The organism is Kordia zhangzhouensis (genome assembly GCF_001005305.1).
Lineage (GTDB): Bacteria > Bacteroidota > Bacteroidia > Flavobacteriales > Flavobacteriaceae > Kordia > Kordia zhangzhouensis.
The window spans coordinates 135661-153515 of the sequence record NZ_LBMH01000008.1; the positions used below are offsets into that span (position 1 = coordinate 135661).

At 32.9% G+C, this 17855-nt stretch carries 20 protein-coding genes; 2 read left to right on the forward strand and 18 right to left on the reverse strand.

Features of this window, described 5'->3' with window-relative positions:
* Positions 1-141: 141 nt before the first annotated feature.
* The 5 genes from AA088_RS13295 to AA088_RS13315 form a co-directional block, all read right to left on the reverse strand.
* A complete protein-coding gene (locus tag AA088_RS13295) occupies positions 142-513 on the reverse strand; it encodes a VOC family protein (RefSeq protein ID WP_046745509.1) in 372 nt (123 codons plus the stop codon).
* 181 nt (positions 514-694) lie between these two features.
* Positions 695-2800 carry an ATP-dependent DNA helicase RecG gene (recG, locus tag AA088_RS13300; protein ID WP_046745510.1) on the reverse strand — a complete coding sequence of 702 codons (2106 nt, stop codon included), beginning with the start codon at positions 2798-2800 and terminating at the stop codon, positions 695-697.
* 42 nt (positions 2801-2842) lie between these two features.
* Positions 2843-3931 (reverse strand): L-dopachrome tautomerase-related protein, encoded by a 1089-nt coding sequence (locus tag AA088_RS13305; RefSeq protein WP_046745511.1) that lies wholly within the window; start codon positions 3929-3931, stop codon positions 2843-2845.
* 80 nt (positions 3932-4011) lie between these two features.
* The gene (locus AA088_RS13310; RefSeq protein ID WP_046745512.1) at positions 4012-4371 is read right to left on the reverse strand and encodes a DUF779 domain-containing protein; all 360 of its coding nucleotides are present in this window, start codon (positions 4369-4371) and stop codon (positions 4012-4014) included.
* A gap of 123 nt (positions 4372-4494) precedes the next feature.
* Positions 4495-5991 (reverse strand): aldehyde dehydrogenase family protein, encoded by a 1497-nt coding sequence (locus tag AA088_RS13315; protein WP_046745513.1) that lies wholly within the window; start codon positions 5989-5991, stop codon positions 4495-4497.
* 160 nt (positions 5992-6151) lie between these two features.
* Here AA088_RS13315 and AA088_RS13320 point away from each other — a divergent pair, with 160 nt between their 5' ends.
* Complete coding sequence (locus AA088_RS13320; RefSeq protein ID WP_046745514.1) at positions 6152-7072, forward strand: AraC family transcriptional regulator; 921 nt, start codon at positions 6152-6154, stop codon at positions 7070-7072.
* Positions 7073-7107: 35 nt separating this feature from the next.
* Here the strand turns inward: AA088_RS13320 and AA088_RS13325 are convergent, their stop codons facing one another.
* The 3 genes from AA088_RS13325 to AA088_RS13340 form a co-directional block, all read right to left on the reverse strand.
* Complete coding sequence (locus tag AA088_RS13325; RefSeq protein WP_046745515.1) at positions 7108-8145, reverse strand: serine hydrolase domain-containing protein; 1038 nt, start codon at positions 8143-8145, stop codon at positions 7108-7110.
* A gap of 195 nt (positions 8146-8340) precedes the next feature.
* On the reverse strand, positions 8341-9063 hold the full coding sequence (locus tag AA088_RS17725) for a helix-turn-helix domain-containing protein (protein ID WP_052752898.1): 723 nt from the start codon (positions 9061-9063) through the stop codon (positions 8341-8343).
* 387 nt (positions 9064-9450) lie between these two features.
* A complete protein-coding gene (locus tag AA088_RS13340; protein ID WP_046745539.1) occupies positions 9451-10104 on the reverse strand; it encodes an oxygen-insensitive NAD(P)H-dependent nitroreductase NfsB in 654 nt (217 codons plus the stop codon).
* A gap of 119 nt (positions 10105-10223) precedes the next feature.
* Here AA088_RS13340 and AA088_RS13345 point away from each other — a divergent pair, with 119 nt between their 5' ends.
* Positions 10224-10580 (forward strand): winged helix-turn-helix transcriptional regulator, encoded by a 357-nt coding sequence (locus tag AA088_RS13345; protein WP_046745517.1) that lies wholly within the window; start codon positions 10224-10226, stop codon positions 10578-10580.
* A gap of 4 nt (positions 10581-10584) precedes the next feature.
* On the opposite strand, the gene AA088_RS13350 is transcribed toward AA088_RS13345, so the two are convergent.
* From AA088_RS13350 to AA088_RS13395, 10 genes are all read right to left on the reverse strand, one after another.
* Entirely contained in the window at positions 10585-12036 is a 1452-nt protein-coding gene (locus AA088_RS13350; RefSeq protein WP_046745518.1) for a S41 family peptidase, read from the reverse strand.
* A gap of 76 nt (positions 12037-12112) precedes the next feature.
* The gene (locus tag AA088_RS13355) at positions 12113-12565 is read right to left on the reverse strand and encodes a protease complex subunit PrcB family protein (protein WP_046745519.1); all 453 of its coding nucleotides are present in this window, start codon (positions 12563-12565) and stop codon (positions 12113-12115) included.
* Positions 12566-12583: 18 nt separating this feature from the next.
* The gene (locus tag AA088_RS13360; protein WP_046745520.1) at positions 12584-12793 is read right to left on the reverse strand and encodes a hypothetical protein; all 210 of its coding nucleotides are present in this window, start codon (positions 12791-12793) and stop codon (positions 12584-12586) included.
* A 94-nt stretch (positions 12794-12887) separates the two neighbouring features.
* Entirely contained in the window at positions 12888-13922 is a 1035-nt protein-coding gene (locus AA088_RS13365) for a serine hydrolase domain-containing protein (protein WP_046745521.1), read from the reverse strand.
* A 235-nt stretch (positions 13923-14157) separates the two neighbouring features.
* On the reverse strand, positions 14158-14610 hold the full coding sequence (locus AA088_RS18385; protein ID WP_157547218.1) for a hypothetical protein: 453 nt from the start codon (positions 14608-14610) through the stop codon (positions 14158-14160).
* Positions 14611-14725: 115 nt separating this feature from the next.
* Positions 14726-15304: a YdeI/OmpD-associated family protein gene (locus AA088_RS13375; protein ID WP_082106754.1), complete on the reverse strand. Its 579-nt coding sequence runs from the start codon at positions 15302-15304 to the stop codon at positions 14726-14728.
* Positions 15305-15388: 84 nt separating this feature from the next.
* Positions 15389-15598, reverse strand: a complete 210-nt coding sequence (locus AA088_RS13380) for a YgaP family membrane protein (protein WP_046745524.1) — start codon at positions 15596-15598, stop codon at positions 15389-15391.
* Between the two features lie 75 nt (positions 15599-15673).
* On the reverse strand, positions 15674-16300 hold the full coding sequence (locus AA088_RS13385) for a Crp/Fnr family transcriptional regulator (protein WP_046745525.1): 627 nt from the start codon (positions 16298-16300) through the stop codon (positions 15674-15676).
* Positions 16301-16652: 352 nt separating this feature from the next.
* Entirely contained in the window at positions 16653-17012 is a 360-nt protein-coding gene (locus AA088_RS13390; RefSeq protein ID WP_046745526.1) for a hypothetical protein, read from the reverse strand.
* A gap of 162 nt (positions 17013-17174) precedes the next feature.
* Positions 17175-17744: a hypothetical protein gene (locus tag AA088_RS13395; protein WP_046745527.1), complete on the reverse strand. Its 570-nt coding sequence runs from the start codon at positions 17742-17744 to the stop codon at positions 17175-17177.
* Positions 17745-17855: the final 111 nt, after the last annotated feature.

The window sequence follows — 17855 nt, forward strand, 5'->3', positions numbered from 1 at the left end:
AATTGCTATATGAATGAGAACTCCAAACGTCATTCATCACCTTTTAAAAAGCATCTATTGTTATAATAGATGCTTTTTTATATAATCTGTTTACAGCACAGATTCATTTGTTGATAGTATTTTTATGTCGATAACAGATAATTAAACATGTTGATCAAGTAGTATTACATTACCGTCGGGATCAGTAATTACTAGACTAGCAGGACCTTCTGTTGATTCGTCAGCTTCACGGGCAAATTGAAAGTTTTTGCTTTTTAGTTCTTTTTGAATGTCTCTGATATCAGTAAATGATTCCAAAGGTTGTGCTTCTTGTGTCCAACCAGGATTGAAAGTAAGCAAATTGCCTTCAAACATACCTTGAAACAAACCAATCACTATTTGGTCATTTTTCATGATTAACCAATTTTGTTCAATATCTCCATGAAAAACAGAAAAGCCAAGATCTTCATAAAAAGCTTTGGAGGCATGAATATCTTTTACGGAAAGACTTACTGAAAAAGCACCTAGTTTCATAATAATTTGTTGTTGTATTAGTTTATGGATGATTTAAAAGTACAATTTTTTATTGAATACTTTCTCAGTGAATTTACGAGAAGTTCATGCCAATTATAGAGCATTTGATAAAGTTGAATCGAGAAAGAAGAATAAAGGAGTTTGTTAAGTTATCAGTAGTATTTAATTTATGACAATCAACTTAACTTATATAATTCCAAATATTTTTGTGCTTGACTAATTGTGCGTAGGTATATCGTACTGCTTTGTGTTCAGGTAAAGCTAGAGAAGAATCTGATTTTAATATTTTTTGTGCGTAATACCGAGCTGTTTTTAAAATATCATTGTCTTTTACAATATCTGCAATTTTTAAATTCAACACACCGCTTTGTTGTGTTCCCATGATATTACCTGGACCGCGAAGTTTTAAATCAACTTCTGCAATTTCAAAACCATCACTTGTTTGAACCATGGTCTCCAAACGGGTTTTTCCATCAGAACTTAGCTTATGACTCGTCATTAAGATACAATAACTTTGTTCGGCTCCACGTCCTACACGACCACGTAATTGGTGTAATTGTGATAATCCGAAACGTTCTGCACTTTCAATAATCATTACAGAGGCATTCGGAACATTTACGCCAACTTCTATCACGGTAGTTGCTACCATGATATGTGTTTCTCCTTTGATAAAACGATTCATTTCAAAATCTTTATCTGCGGGCTTCATTTTTCCGTGTACAATAGATATTTGATATTCGGGCATTGGAAACTCACGCGCAATACTTTCGTAGCCATCCATTAAATCTTTATAATCTAATTGTTCCGATTCCTGAATAAGTGGATATACAACATATACTTGTCTGCCTTTGGCAATTTCATCTCGTAAAAACTTAAAGACTTTCAATCGATTGCTATCATAACGATGCACTGTTTTTACGGCTTTCCTGCCTGGAGGTAATTCATCAATCACAGAAACATCTAAGTCACCGTACAAACTCATAGCAAGCGTACGTGGAATGGGCGTTGCAGTCATCACTAAAATGTGTGGAGGAACTGTGTTTTTTCGCCAAAGTTTGGCACGTTGTGCTACTCCAAAACGATGCTGTTCGTCAATAATTGCTAAACCAAGATTTTGAAATTGCACTTTATCTTCTAAAATCGCATGTGTGCCTATTAAAATGTGTAATGAACCCTCTTGTAACATCTCATGTATGACACGTCGTTCTTTCGTTTTTGTAGAACCTGTGAGTAATTTTATATTCAATCCTAACGGCGCTACCAATTCCATGATTCCATTGTAATGTTGAATAGCGAGAATTTCAGTTGGAGCCATGATGCATGCTTGAAAATCATTATCAATAGCTAGTAACATTGACATTAACGCAACAATTGTTTTTCCCGAACCAACATCGCCTTGCAACAACCGATTCATTTGCGCATTGCTGCCAAGATCATTCCGAATTTCTTTTATTACTCGCTTTTGCGCATTGGTCAGTTCGAATGGTAAGTGATTTGTATAAAAGTCATTAAATTTTTCGCCTACTTGATCAAACGGAAATCCTTTAATTTTACTTTTATGGATGAGGTTTTTGATAATTAGTTGAACTTGAATGTAAAATAGTTCTTCAAATTTTAAGCGATATTGAGCTTTTGCTAATAATTCTTGACTTTTAGGAAAATGAATATTAAATAGAGCTTTACTTTTAGAGATTAATTTGAGTTCGTCTAAAATAGTAGGAGGTAAGGTTTCATAAAATTGTGTGCGAACTTCTACAAATAATTGTTGCATTAATTTGTTGATGACACGATTGGTAATTCCTTTATTGGTCAATTTTTCTGTTGAAGGATATACTGGTTGCATGGCCGTTCGCAAACTCTGCTCGTGTTCTTTTAGCAACTCCATTTCAGGATGTGGCATAGAAAACACTCCGTTAAACCAATTGGTTTTACCAAAAATCACATACGGAGTATTCAACTTTAAACTTTCTTTAATCCACTTATGACCTCGAAACCAAACTAATTCCATTTCTCCTGTTCCATCTGTAAAAGTAGCGACAAGTCGTTTTCCTCGTTTTTGTTGCACCATTTTTAGATGCACTATTTTACCAATTACTTGTACTTCAGAGGAATTTCGTTGTAATTCGTTGATTTTGAAGTAACGAGTTTTGTCAATATATCTATTTGGAAAGAGATTGATAAAATCTTGATAGGTATGAATGCCCAACTCTTGGCGTAATAGGTCGGCACGATTGGGACCTACGCCTTTTAAATAATCTATAGGAGTTTGTAATACATTCGAGTTCATCAACTCAAAAGTAAGTTAAAGTGAATTGTGAAACAAACCATATTATTGTTCAGAAGGAAGCTTGACCTTATTTAAAGTAAAATTCATATTCGAAATATCGCCAGTAGCTTCATGGATACGTGAGTTGGTAAAATATAAATATCCATCATATATGCTAAAAGTATCTGCCCATTTAATTGCATCGCCAGCTACTAATGTTTGAATAGAACCATCAGGTTGACGATATTGTATTTTGTGGTGTTCAAGGTCGGCAAAATATAGATTTCCCTTATTGTCAAAAATCATTCCGTCAGGAGCCGCAGTTTTAGTTTCTAGAACTACATATTGTTCTATATTATTTTCACTTTCGTGGAGATGTCTAGTTTCAATTGAATACAAGTTGTATCCTGTTAATGCATGATAGTATAACTTACGACTATTTAATGCAATTCCGTCTGAATGTATTGTATTTACCCATTTTTTACCATCAATATTTAAATAAGAAACTTCTGCCGTTGTTGAAACATGTTCGTTTAAAACTCTTTTAGAGGTGCCTGTTTCCATGTGAATTACAACTATACCAGGATGACCAGAATCTGTACAATATATACTATTATGTTTTTTATCAATTCTTACATCATTAATATACGAATCTGGATAGTATGTATTTTTTTCTAGAATATATGTTTTGATAAGCTCATCCGTTTCTAAATTGAACACAAAAATGCGAGGAGCGTCAAGAACTCCTTCAAATAAAGGATTTCGAGTATCTAATACATACAGATAATTATCAAAAGATACGACAGATTGTACATTGATAAACTTTTCTTGGGGTAATGTTTCTCCCATTTTCCAAGAATTCCATTCAAGATTCGGATAGCTGTTCGTAAGATTATTCTCTTTGAGTTCAACCACTGAGCTGGCTATATTTTTGCGCCATCTAGGAAAGTTTACAAAAATACGTCCCATACTAGATACTGTTACTCCTGTAACTTGCTCTCCTTTAAAACTAGCTACTTCAATAACTTTGTTGGGAACATTTTGTTGATTAGTAGTTTCCTTTTTTTCAGATGTTTGAGAGGTTGTTTTTGTATTGTTTTTGCAGGCTAAAGTAAGTACAAAAAGGCACAGTATATATAAACTTTGTTTCATATTGTTTTGTAATGTATAAAAGTAGTAGTTGTAACAAGACTGTAATCATTACAAAAATAGAAGAATAAACTAATACCCGCTTAAGCAGAAGGATTCAATAAAGCATTTTCTTCTTCTGTTAACAAGCGTGAGTGAATGATAAAGCGTACACCAAGTGGAATTTCTAAAGAAAAACTTGCGCCACGTCCTTGGGTTATGTCTACCGTTAAATGAGTGTGCTTCCAATATTCAAATTGATCTTGGTTCATATAGAAAGGAACGTCTGCAATTTCTCCCAAAAAAATATCACTTTCGTCCAAATACATATCATCTTTTTCAAAAATCATTGGAGCAGAGCCATCACAACAACCTCCGCTTTGATGAAAGATTAAATCGCCATGTTTTGCTTGTAATTGTTTTACAATTTCTGTGGCTTTCTCAGTAATAGCAATTCTTTCCATACGTTTTTTATTTGTAATAGTACGACTTCTATTAAAGTAGATTACTTATAAGATATATAATTCAGTTACAAAAGACTGAAGCATTTGCGTACTTCAGTCTTTTAAAATGGTTTGAGAGGAATCTTAAAAAAATCCTAGCTTATTTTTATCATAAGAAATAAGCATATTTTTAGTTTGTCGGTAGTGACTCATCATCATTTTATGGGTTTCTCGTCCAAATCCAGATTTTTTATACCCTCCAAAAGGTGCGTGTGCAGGATAAGCATGATAGCAATTTACCCAAACTCTACCTGCTTTAATAGCTCTTGGTATTTGGTATAATTGATGCGCATCACGTGTCCAAACTCCGGCACCAAGACCGTATAGTGTATCATTAGCAATTTCTAAAGCTTCAGCTTCATCTTTAAATTTGGTTACACATACCACAGGTCCGAAAATTTCTTCTTGGAATACACGCATTTTGTTATGACCTTCTAAAATAGTTGGTTGAATGTAAAATCCTTTGGCAAAATCTCCTTCTTTGTTCGCATCTCCACCACACAATACTTTAGCTCCTTCTTCTTTTCCAATTTTAATGTATGATTGAATTTTTTCATATTGATCATTTGACGCTTGCGCACCTACCATACAACTCATATCATAAGGACTTGTTTGTACAATTGCTTTGGTACGTGCTACAACACGTTCTATAAATTGGTCATAAATATCTTCTTGTACCAAGATACGAGATGGGCATGTACATACTTCTCCTTGATTGAAAGCGAAGAGTACTGCTCCTTCAATGGCTTTGTCTAAAAAGGCATCATCTGCATCCATAACACTATTAAAGAAAATGTTTGGTGATTTACCACCGAGCTCCATTGTTACAGGATTCAAATTTTTAGAGGCATACTGCATAATTAATTGTCCTGTAGTTGTTTCTCCTGTAAAAGCTACTTTATCTACCTTTGAACTTGAAGCAAGAGGTTTTCCCGCTTCGGGACCAAAACCATGTACAATATTAATAACTCCTGGAGGAAACACATCAGCAATTTTTTCCATTAGTAATGTAGCTGATGAAGGTGTTTGTTCGGCAGGTTTTAGTACAACACAGTTTCCTGTTGCTAATGCAGGAGGCAATTTCCATGAAAGCATTAATAGAGGAAAGTTCCATGGAATGATTTGACCAACAACACCTAGCGGCTCTTTAATATTCATGGATAATGTATTTGCGTCTAATTCGGTAGCAGTACCTTCTTCCGAACGAATACAAGAAGCAAAATAACGCCAATGATCAATAGAAAGAGGAATATCCGCATTCATTGTTTCACGAATTGGTTTTCCATTATCACAAGTTTCTACTAAGGCAAACTCTTCTAGATTTGCTTCTATAATGTCGGCTACTTTATTTAGTAAGGTTGCACGTTCGGTTGCAGAAGTATTTCCCCAAGCTTCTTTGGCTGCATTGGCAGCATCTAAAGCTAGTTCGATATCTTCTTTTTGTGATCTTGGATATTTTGCGATCAAACTATTGTCAATGGGAGAGGTATTATCGAAATATTCGCCACCTATTGGTGCCACAAACTTTCCATTAATAAAGTTGTCATACTTCTCTTTGAATATGGGTTTTGAATAACTCATCTTTTTGTGCTTTTAGTTTTAATTGGGTTAATTTTTTGAATAATTCTTAATTTTTATAAAGGTAGTTTGACATATTCTCATTAAATTGAACATATATATTATACTTTTGAACATATCTATCATATTGAAAATCATGTGTTAATTTTTTGTATTATTGAATATGGAATCGTTATTAAGCAAGCACAAAAACAATCGAAAACTCACCACGTTGGTAGAAAATAGAACTACTTATAGTGCTGAGTATGCTGAGCTTAATATTTATGAAACCTATGCATTTGCAGAAAAAGTTTCACTAACGTTTGATTTTCCTATTATAGCGAGTATGCTTACAGGAAAAAAAGTAATGCATTTGGAAGGATTTGAAGCGTTTGACTTTTATCCAGGCGAATCGGTAGTAATGCCAACCAATAAAGAAATGGTCATTGATTTTCCATTGGCTAGCGAAGCACAACCTACACAGTGTTTAGCTTTGGGGATTGATGCTACTAAAATTGATGAGGTAGTAGGGAAGTTTAATCAACAAGTAGCTATTGAGAATGAGAACAATAACTGGGACTTAGACACAAATGCATCACATCTTATCAATAATACGGCAGTGAATCAGCTCGTAGAGCGTTTAACCTATACATTTACCAACGATACTAAGTCAAAAGATGTACTGCTTGATTTGATGATACAAGAGTTAATTATTCGTTTGTTACAAACGAAGGCAAAATCACTTATTATTAGTAATCCTGATCAAATATTTAATGATACGCGCATTGGTTCTGTAATAAAATATATTAAGGAACATCTTACAGATAGAGACATTAATGTAGAATCATTAGCAAAGAAAGCCTATATGAGTACGTCTCATTTTCACAAACAATTCAAAAATACATTAGGTGTTTCTCCTATTGATTATATCAATTCAGAACGCATTAAGTTTTCTAAAAAACTCATCAAAGCTTCGAATGATGTGCGCATTTCAGAAATTGCGTATAAATCTGGCTTTAATAACACCAGTTATTTTAACCGACAGTTTAAAAAACACGAAATGATTACTCCAACTCAGTTTGTAAAGTCTGTAATGGAAAAGTAATCGTTGTTTTTGAAAGTATACCTTTTGAGATATTACTATTTTCTGTTTTTTCTAATGATTTTTACTATGCGGCTGTAGGCTATTTCAAATAAACTCCATTCGTATCCGTCAAAATTAGTTGTATTGGTAAATTGCACAACAACGGTATCAATATCTTTGTGATATTTTGCAATACTTTGATAACCAGGAATTAATCCTGTGTGTTCAAATTTATAGAGAGAAGCGTATAATGCTCGTTCATTGTGTTGAAAAAGTGTGCCATCATTCAGCGCTCTAATAAATGCCCCTACATCAGCCGCAGTAGCAATCATTGAGCCGTAATCTGTCGTTTTAATATCTTCCTTAACACCTACATAGTAACCACTCATCACATCATTAAGCACTACTTCATGAATTGATTTAAACGTATTTTCCAAGCCTAAAGGTTGTAGTATTTGCTCTTGAATGTACTGAAACTCACTATAACCAACGGTTTTTTCAACTAACATTGAAAGTAGCAAATAGTTTGTGTTTGAGTATTCAAAAGAAGTATCTGGCGCAAAGTTGGCAGGCAATCCAGCGATTCTTTCCAAAGTTTCTGTCTTATTTTTTGGCGGATTTGTCCAAAAGTTAGGAGTATTCGTAAAGCTAGGAATTCCACTGCGATGCTGAACTAACATACGCAAAGTGATTTGATGAGCATTTTCTATTTTTCCAATCAATTCAGGAAAGTATGTTGCTATTGTACCCTCTTTCGATAATGTGCCATGCGCTATCAATTTAGTAATGGCAACTGCAGTATAGAGTTTACCAATGCTAGCAATTTTGAATAAAGCATTTGGATCTGCTGGAATTTTTAGCTCCCTGTTTTTCCAACCAGCAGCGTATAGTTGTGGTGTTTTTCCTTTTTCCTCTATATATACAATGGTTCCTTCAAAACCATAATCAAGTGTAATATTTACTTGTTCTTGTACAGTATTAGGCAATGGCGTAATCCATGCTTTTACAATGGGCAATGGCACAAAGTATAAAGAAACGAGCGTTCCTATTAAAAGGAATATTCTGATGATGTTTTTATTTATGGTTGTTTTCATTAAAATGTAAAAATAGGGTAGTTTAGCTTACAGCTTTATATAATTTTAGCCACGTATCTATATACATGTTTTTTCTCTTTTTGAGTCAATTTAAAAGTACCGAAAACCATGAGTCTTAATAAAAATAGCTCTCTATAAGAGTTCATTGCTATAGTTGCTTACGTAAAAACGAATAGGATACCCTCAGTCATAAGTTTATTCTTCCGTATGCGTCATATGGTTTTCCATAAACCAGCTTCCGTTTTGTAAGCGCCATTGGGTAAGATAATTTCCTGTAAATGTTTCATTGTTAGTGCCTTCCCACGTACCTCTTTCTATGGCAATAGAATCGGAAACCACAACAAAGTTAGGACGATCAGTGACCATTCGGAAACCTATGTCATACACACTTTGATAATAATCTACAATGTCAGATCTTCCATGTATAGGAGCTTCTCCAGCAGGTAAAAATGTAGCCTCTTTTGTAAATAGAATACCGAGCGAATCCATTTGTCCAGAGTTAAAGTACTTGATAAACAGAGAACTTGCTTTGGTAATGTCGGAACGTTGTACATTGGAATCGTCAAACGTTCGTTGTCGCGTTGCTATCACAATAAACATAAGTGCGATAGAAAGTAGCGGGAAAAAGAAAATCAACAATTTTTTCATAGGATTTGTTTTAAAGTTCAACAGCTCCCGAAAACTAAATTCAGATGATTTTGAAGCTACTTTTTCTTCTTGTACTACTGCATCAAAATCTATTTCCAACGCCTCAAAGATAAGTTTAATCGTAGATGTACGCGGTGTGACTTCGCCTGCTTCAATTCGCTGAAGTGTTCGTACATTTAGGTTGCATTTTTCTACCAATTCTTCTTGTGTAAGACCTTTTGCTTTTCTGAATTCTGCAATCTTTTTTCCGAGTGTTGGTTGTTGAATCATCGTTTTTGAAAACTTTGTGCAATGTTATGGGTTCACTTTAAAACTGGCCACGAATTTACGATACTTTTTACCCGACATTTCCCCGTATTTTACACGGCAAGTATTGCTATTACTGTGATTAAGAAAATGCTTTCAAGCATGAAATATAGGCAAAAATGCATTAAAAATTTCAGTTTGAAAGGTTTTAATGGAATATATGTTTTTCAAAAACTCAAAGATTCTTTTGTATATAAGAGAGTACTTCATCTGTAAAAGACAATTTTTTAATGAAAAGACATGTAAACAAATAGCGACTTCCTAATAGATGAGAAAGTCGCTAGTTGCTGATAGCTAATACTAGCTTTATGGTAGTACTGAAAATATTGATATATACTTTTTATACAAATCTTAGATTTCAGTAAAAATTTCTTCTTTGGGTAACCTTGACTTAGGCAAGTTGGCATTAAAATCACTTTCTGAACGGTATCCTAAACCAACCATTACAACTGCGGTATATCCTTTTTCACGAAGTCCAAACTCTTCGTCCAACGCTTTCATATCAATTCCTTCCATAGGTACAGCATCAATGCCTAATGTAGCAACACCAAGTAAAAAATTACCAATATTTAAGTACACTTGCTTCTCCAACCAATGTTTGGTGTCTTTTAAATCGTATCTGTGAATATTGGTAAATATTTTTTTAGCTCCTAAGTTTTGCTGTTTAAATTCTTCTTTGGCAAATCGTCCATCTTTATCTTCTATATTCGTTACATGTTCTAAAAAATCATCACTGATTTCTGTTTTTGCACAAAATAGAACAACATGTGAAGCTTTTAACACTTTAGCTTCGTTAAAGCTAAAAAAGCCTTCTGTTCCTTTAGCCAAACGTTTTTTACCTTCTTCAGTGTTAGCTATGATAAAGTGCCAAGGTTGCGAATTAATAGAAGATGGGCTCATTCGTAACAATGCTTTGATAGCAGCTTCTTTTTCAGGAGCTATTTTTTTGCTTGAATCAAATTCTTTTGTGGTATATCGCCAGTTTAGGATTTCTTGGATGTTCATCTGAGTATTTGTTTTAGTGTTCATATTTCTTTTTTATTTAAACTATATATTTTATAGTTGCAAAACTAAGTATAGTAATTTACCTTTGCAATAACGGTATAAAATGATAGTATAGAATTATGGAACAAACAGCACTTAAAATGTTAAGATATAAAGGCAAAGAATATCCTTGTTGCACAAGTTTAACTATGGGTATTATTGGAGGAAAATGGAAGACAGTAATTTTGTATCATTTGTTGCATGAAACTCTTCGATACAATGAGTTGCGAAAACTCATGCCCAATGTAACTGAACGCACTTTAAGTTTACAATTGAAAGCCTTGGAAGATGATGGTTTAGTTATACGAAAAGTATATACCTCTAAGCCACCATTAAAAGTAGAATATTCTTTAACAGATTTTGGCAAAACTTTAACTCCGCTAATTCAGTCTATTGCAGATTGGGGCGATTTTGTAGTAAAACAAGCTGCACAATAGAATACTATTCATTTTCTAATTGCTCAATAGCTTGTAGAATGTTATGTTTGTCTGCATCCAAATTATTGACAATACTTCGAAAAAAAGCTTGTCGGTCTTTTAAATAATTCAATTCGTAAGTAACAGGAATGCCTTTATTTTCATAAGAATTTCCATGAGTATCCATATACACTTCGTTTGATAAAGCCACTATCCAACCATTAGGAAGTTTCTTTTCTAATGAAGTAGATGTAGCGCCAGATGTTGCCGAACCGATTCGTTTTACAGTTGGCATTGCCATGGTAGCAATAGAGAATGCTTCGGCGGCACTTCCAGTTTGTGGGGAAGTGAGTACATACAAAGGTTTTGTATATGCATTCTTGGTTCCTTTTATGTAGATAGGTAATGTAGCTGTATGCTTTCTTCCGTATTTTAATTGTTGTGTTGCTACGAGCAGTTCTTTTTCAGGAATAAATCTGCTCAAAATTTCAAAAGAAACTGCATCTTGTCCGCCACCATTAAAACGAATATCTATTACCATAGATTGCATTTGGGAGAGATCGGTCATTACCATATCCATAATTTTAGCAACTTCCGAGACTTCTTCATTAATGTACTGTCCGTCATACATCTTATGAAAAGTTTCAACAAAAGCATCTACATATCCTACAGCATCTATTCGTTGTTGAGGGACTTCAAGATTGGCAAAAAGCCACATGGTTTTTACTTGAATATACCCGATGCTGTCATTCATTTTTCCCCATTGTATCAAAGGAAATCGTAATCGGTAGTCTCTCGTTAGGTCTTCTTGTAAATGATGATTAGCAACCATTCCGGCTACTTGAATATCTCCATATTCTGACAATTTTTCTGTAGAATCCTCTATTTTTTCTTTTTCTGTTGAGGAGGCTTCTAACGCTTCATATAGAGAGTCTGAAGCTTCAAGAAAAGCGTGATTATCACCTAATAATTCCAAAGTTTCCTCTATAACTTGATAGAACTCGAGTTCGGTGGATTGACTCGTTAATTTGCTTTTTTGACTTATATATAAACTGTCCCAATCGATTTGATTTAATTCAAAAAAAGCATAGTGTTCTTTTATATTTTCGGCAAAAACCTCAAAATTGTATAATGGATCTGTATTTTTTAATTCGGAAACTGTTGGTTTGCAATGAGTTGGTAATGTTTTTTTTTTAGAGAACTTATACGTGATAACTCCTTTAAGAAGTGAAAGAGTATCATTTTTAATAGACAAAGCAGGAAGCATTTCTTTAAGCAGTCCTTTCCTTCTAGGGATGCATGAAATGGAAGTAATGTCATATAATTGATATGTTGTGCTATCGCTAATTTCCATAATCCATCCTGAACCAATTGATTCCCAAATTCCATTAATAGATTCTTTTTCTTTGGTTGTAGTGGTTTGACAAGAAAATAGAATAAAACTGCACACAATAAATGTAAAGAAGTGCTTTGGCATAATGATGTGTTTATACCAATGAGAACGCTTTTATTGAATTGTTACAGTTTTAATTGAAAGAGGATTGTTAAAAAAATTACTCAAACACAATAGGGAGTTGCGTATTATCAATTTTAACAATGTAAAAAGGCTGTGTCATAATCATAGAGACATTGCCACTAGGAGCTATATTCGTAACAGTTACTACAATACGATTAGTAGTAGCTGTAAGTTGAATATCTAAATGGTAACCACCGCTAGTTCTTACTTCATCAAAAACAGCAATTACTCTATGCGTAGAAAAATCAATATCGGTTTCTGTGAAAGTATTTGAAGTGGTATTGACAGCATTCATTTGAGCAATTAAATTTGTCCAAGTGGTAACATCTGAAATAATCATGTGCTTTTTACGAATGCCTTCTTCACCGTTTCCATGTAAATTTCCTTTGGCAATCAGCGTAGACTCAATAGTAGTCACTTTTGTGTTGTTTTTTTGAGAACTACAGCTTATTAAAAATAGTAAAGCCAATAGTATGTAGAAATTTTTCATAGATGTTTTACGGTTTAGTTAGTGTTTTGAAAGTTTGTCATTTCCTTTTTTATAATCGGCGAGTCTTTTTACGAGTGTATCAGTAAATGAGGTTTCTCTTTCTACTAAGATTTTTATTGGTTTGAATTTTGCCAAATTCTCCAATTTAGATTGTCTTTTCTCAGAATCTAAATCGTCAATAACGATTGCAGAGTAGTCAGACGTATTTGTAAAATGGAATGTTCCCAATATGTTTATTTTAGGTAGTAGCGATTGATTATTATTTTTAGTTTTATTAGTAACGCAGCGGGTTTTTCTAGGGAATGTATTTTAGCTGAGAAATTTATATTTTTTGTCTTTTCAGTATTTTAACAATTCTACTGTTTATAATCTCAGATAAGTTCCAATAATACAACTTAGGGTCAGTAGTGCTATAAAAGGCAACAACAACGGCGTCAAGATCTTTATCATAATTGGCAAAACTTTGGTATCCAGGAACCCAACCAGCATGTTCATATTCATAAATAGACGTATATATTTCTTGTTCTTCTGGTTCAAACAAAGATCCATCATTCAATGCTCTCAAAAAAGTACCTACATCTTCCGCCGTAGCATGCATGCCATAATCATTTGTTTTTAAGTCAGAAGAATATCCTACATGATAGCCACTCATTACATCATCAATATTCACTTCACTTAGTGAACTAAAAGTATTCTTAAGATGTAGCGGGTTTAAAATTTTTTCTTGAATAAATTGAAAATTGTCATATCCTAAAACATTATCCATAATCTTGTTGATTAAAAGATAGTTTGTATTGCAATATTCATAATCTTTACCGGGTTCAAAATGGGCAGGCATATCTAAAATCAAAGCAAGACTTTCTTCGTAGGTTGTTGTTGGAGCCGCCCAAAAATCGGGAGCATCTGTAAAATTAGGTAAGCCACTTTTATGCTGAATCATGAATCGCAAAGTAATTTTATCAGCATTTTCAATTCTTCCCACAAGTTCGGGTAAATAATCAGCAATGGTTTTATCTAAAGAAAGTTGTTCATTATGTACCAATTTTGTTACCGCCACTGCATCATATAGCTTACTAATGCTAGCAATCTTAAATAACGCATGCGGATTGGCAGGCGTTTTAGATTCTCGATGATGCCAACCAGAAGCTACATATTGAGGAGGCTTTCCCGTTTGATTGATATATACAATCATTCCTTCAAAACCATGATTTATGGCCTCATTTAACTGTTCTTGAACTGTATTGGGTAGGGGAAGTATCCACGCTTTTACTAATAACCAAGGAACAAAAAATAAGGAAGCTATCGAGGCAACTATAAACGTTATCTTCAGAAATTTTTTCGTTTGTTTCTTTCTCATTATTTAGTAGTGCTTGAATTGCTCTTGTAAATATAGACAAATTAAAAACGTGCCAACACTGATAAATAATTTGGTAGCTTCAGAAACTAATAAATTTTCACAGATGTGATAAAATAGGTTGTCCCAGAGAGTTATTCTAACTTTTACTATTTTTTAAAATTGAGTGATTCTGACTGTTAGCAAACTATGTTGGTTGATTTGTAGATGCTGTTTTGCAACATTTTTACATTCTAAATTATTTATTTCGTTCTAATATTTTTTCTTTATCAGTTGAGTGAATTTCAAAAAATATAATTCCACTATCAACGATTTTAACTTCAAAATTGCGTTTAATTTCATATCTATTATCCAAATCATTCGACAAGTACACAAATCCTAAAAATAGAATTCCAAATCCAATCCAAAACATAGTAGAAATGAGTTTAGGAATGTTAATCTTCCAAAATCGGTTAACGATTAAAGTTATCATTAGCCAAAAGACAAAATAGATCAGAAAATTGATTGTCATTTCAGTCAAAAAATATTGTGTCGAAAGTGAAGTGTGAAAACCTCTGCATTTATAAATTAGAGGGAATCCATAAAGGAATTCGTAAGTTTCGTTATTAATAATTCCATAACTCCATTTTGTAATGATTCCGAATGAAATTAAAGTCAGAGGTAAAGTCATTCGAAATATTAAATTTTTCATCTATTAAAGTTTGAGAGGAATAAGTATAGGTCTGTAATAGGAGTAAAGGTACTGATTTTTCAAATTATGTCTAGGGATATCTATTCCTTATACAACACATTGGCAATACCATTTTTTATCGTTCATTCATTCCTTTTCCGTTAAAGATTTTTGGTTTTGCCTTTTCAATTCTTGAAGTTCTTGTTTTGGACTGTTTGGCTTGTGAAAAGTATAGCAAATACCCTCTTTGTCGTCCAGGTGTCAAATTGTAAAATGCAGTTTTAAATTCTAAGTCATTTTTAAATATGTGTTCGAGTTCTTCGGGCATTTCATATTCCGAAGTTTTTTTCATGTTAACTTCCAACCCTGCCTTTTCTACTTCTATTGCTTCAAAAATATAAGCTTTGATAACTGCTTTTAAATCATTGATTTGTTTCTTGTCTGTAAACCGTAATTGCCGAGCCGATTGTACGTTTTCGGTCTGTTGTACCAAAATATTTTCGGTATCTTTTACTAAGGCACCTTTGTGAAAAAGTAAAGCACAATATTCCTTAAATCCGTGAATCAGAACTATATTTTTACCTTGAAAAGTATAGCAAGGGTGCATCCATTTAAAATCTTCGGTAAGCCCACATTCCAAGCAAATTTCTCTCAATAGGACAGTTTCCTCTTTCCAACTCTTACTGTTATCTATATAGTTGTCAACTTTTTCCATGTGTAGCCTTGTTTTTGTAGTGCTTTTATTTATACGGTTCACACCATTCATTCAATCTATTATACACTTTGCCGTATGCAGTCTTTATTTTTTGTTGATTTTGCAAGTTTTAATTCCAAATGGAGCATAAAGTGGACAAAAACTAATCACACTTGTTAAAACGAAAACTCCCGCTAAAACCAATAAAACAATACCTAATGTACCTGGGATTGTTCCTGTAAAATAAAGAATACCAACTATTGCAGCGATTATAACTCTTATAATTCTGTCTGCTGAACCCATATTTTTTGTCATAATTGAAAATTTTAAATAATTAAAAGATTACCTTACAAAGGTACATAGTTGTTTATAGCTATGCAGTGACTACAGTCACCACTCGTTAATAATTTTTAGGTTACCTGATTTTTGTTCAACTTTTCCATCTGTTTCAAGCTTTTTTAAAACTCTAGTAATCACTTCACGAGCAGTTCCTAATTCATTTGCTATTTGAGAATGGCTCATTTTAACAGAATTGTTATGACTTAATTCAGTTTTCTTTTTTAAATGGTCGTATAATCTTTTATCCATTTTGTCCAATAACAAGCTACCTATTGTATCTAAAAGCTCCGAATATCTCAAATTAAACTGATTGTAAAATAGTTCGTTAAAGTCTGGGTATTCTTTTAACCAAGCAGGTAACAAATGAACGGGTAATAAAAGGACTGTTGAATTTTCTTCTGTTTTGGCAAATACTTTACTAGGTGTATTTTTTAACGCAGCATAAAAAGTCATCACGCAGCTTTGATCTGGTTCAATATAGTAGAGTAGTAATTCTTTGTCATTAAATCTAGAATATACTTTTATGAGTCCATTAATAACAATCGGTAAAACTTTGACGTACTGTTGTTCTCTTAAAATTTCTGTTCCTTTTGAAAACTCCTTAACGGTTGATGCACTACATATTTTTTCTACTAAATCAGTTTTTAAGAAAGACAATATTTTTTTGTCAAAATTCATTTTGCATCATTTTAATAGGTTGCACATAACGTATTTGTATATCTTATTCTATACAAAGTAAGAAAATGTATCAAGAAAAAGTTTTCAACAATTTCCAGTTAAGTGATTGTATTCCTAAAGAGAACTTTTATCGTCGTTTGTTGGCAGTTTTAATCTATTAATTTACAGTAAAATGTTCTTTAAAAAGGCAATTCTCGTTTTTATAAAATCATAGGTTTGCGCAACGGTTATCATTGTTACCTGCTGGCTTTTTTTAATTTATGTTCGTCATATTCGAACTTGTGGGATTTTCCACTTTGTTCAGGATTCCAGCCTAAATTTTTAGCTTGTCTTATTATTGTCCTTGATTTTTTTAGTCAATGTGATCTTCAAACCATTTATTTCCGCAGTGTCTGCATTGTCTTGCTTTAGGTGTTCTCGCTAACTTTTGACAATTCGGACAATTGTTTAGAAAGATTTCTTCTCTATGTTCCTTTAATATTCGGCTCGCTGTGTTTATAAAAAATTCTGTTTCTCCATTTTTGATTAATTCAAGAGCTTCTTTATCAGTCGTTATCCAACCTTTACGTTTATAAATTTTATATCGAGATGAGCTTTCAGGTTCTCCATTAAGTTTAAATAACGAATTTATATGACGATAAGCGATATTTTCCTTTACGTTGAAATATTTATGGTAGTGATTTGAAATATATCTTGCTGTTTCTATCTTCATCGGTTTTTAGCTTGCAGGTAACGGTCTAGTGTATGATTTCGTTGCGTGTTTAAGCACTAAAGTTAGCAAATAAATCACAGATAGAAAGTCCGCGAGGACTTTCGTAAGTAGGCGAGAACAAGCAATTACTTATAGCCATTGTTAGCAGCTGGTTTTTTTTATTTATATATAGAAATATTTCCACAACCAAATTCCAGAGTAATTGGTTATGCACATATCTTTTATTTTAAAGGTAATTATTTTGTCATTAGGTTTTGGTTTAATATTTTCTCCATTCATTAATTGTTTGAATAGATATGATTTTTCTTTAAACCACTTTTCTTTTTGATTTGTTGAAACTGCGTATACTTTTAAGTAATTTTTATTTTCGGTCAATTCAGTCACAATGTCGTCAAGAATTGAATCATCTTGAAATTCAGAATCAGATTCTTTATCAATCCAACCATTATCTTTTAAAACTTGAATTCCGTTATTAAGGTTAGGTTTATCTTTTAATTCTATTTCAAAATTTATATCAATCAATCCATATTTTGCTATAGTTCCTTTTATGCTATTACTTTCATTTGATTTCACTTGTACATTAAGGCTTTCTTCCACAAGAAGCTTTATTTCTTCTGCAATTTCTTCTCCACTTTTGGATATATTAATTGGGATTTCAATTCCGACGTAATCAGTTAATGAATTATATGCTAATTCTCTATTTATTGTTCTTAATGTGCTTATACTATTCACGGTCGTTTCTTAACTTGCTGCTAACATACGTATAACAGGAATTCCTCTTTGTATACCAAATTTGGTATATAACAGGAACTCTGTCTATAGTAACTTCTTGTTATTTTGTAT